Below are 861 nucleotides of genomic sequence, written 5' to 3'. Positions count from 1 at the left end.
GCTGTTTTAGCAGTGTTTGTGGTTTGTGTGATTTTGTTTTTCATGATTTTTTGTTTTTGAAATTTAAGAAAAGCCCCAATTTTTTTGAGTCACTTGGGGGTTATGACTGTGTGGGCGCGGATTGCAAATCCGCGCTATCGGGAAAAACAATATTTTTTTATTGTAAATTCATTTTAGGGAACCATTAATGTTGTACCTCTAGAGCCTTCAGGTCCTCCCACTACTGTTTCAAGTTGTTCTTTAGTAAGAGGAGTGATTGTTTTTAGTTTTGCGGTTTTAGCAGTGTTTGGGGTTTGTGTGATTTTGTTTTTCATAATTTTTTGTTTTTTAAAATAAAAATAGCACCATTTTTTTTGAGTCATTTGGGGTTATGACTGTATGGGCACGGATTGCAAATCCGCGCTATCGGGAGACTTCGTAGTGCTGGTTTTTCAATAAAGTTTATTGTTAACGTATCACTACTGTCTCAGTCCCTCTAGAGGTCTCAGGGCCTCCCACTACGGTTTCAAGTTGTTCTTTAGTAAGGGGAGTGATTGTTTTTAGTTTTGTGATTTTAGCAGTGTTTGTGGTTTGTGTGATTTTGTTTTTCATAATTTTTTGTTTTTGAAATTTAAAAATAGCTCCATTTTTTTTTGAATCACTTGAGGGTTATGACTGTGTGAGCACGGATTGCAAATCCGGGCTATCGGGTGTGACGAAGTTGGGAGATTTCGTAGCGCTGGTTTTTCAATAAAGTTTATTGTTAATTTTTTTTAAGGCACATGTGTTGTAGTACCTCTAGAGCCTTCAGGTCCTCCCGCTACTTTTTCAAGTTGTTCTTTAGTAAGGGGAGTGATTGTTTTTAGTTTTGCGGTTTTAGCA

Annotated in this window: 2 protein-coding genes; both read right to left on the bottom strand. The window is 36.8% G+C overall.

Annotated elements, in window-relative coordinates; all coding sequences use genetic code 11:
- Positions 1 to 173 precede the first annotated feature (173 nt).
- Positions 174 to 314 (bottom strand): hypothetical protein, encoded by a 141-nt coding sequence (locus ACSVH9_RS16280; protein ID WP_438064625.1) that lies wholly within the window; start codon positions 312 to 314, stop codon positions 174 to 176.
- 133 nt (positions 315 to 447) lie between these two features.
- Positions 448 to 591, bottom strand: coding sequence for a hypothetical protein (locus ACSVH9_RS16275; RefSeq protein ID WP_438064624.1), 144 nt, complete (start codon positions 589 to 591; stop codon positions 448 to 450).
- Positions 592 to 861: the final 270 nt, after the last annotated feature.

The sequence above is a fragment of the Flavobacterium sp. RSSB_23 genome (genome assembly GCF_051547145.1).
Classification (GTDB): domain Bacteria; phylum Bacteroidota; class Bacteroidia; order Flavobacteriales; family Flavobacteriaceae; genus Flavobacterium.
Note: the sequence above shows the minus strand (reverse complement) of the source record. Positions and strands in the feature narration are given on the sequence as shown.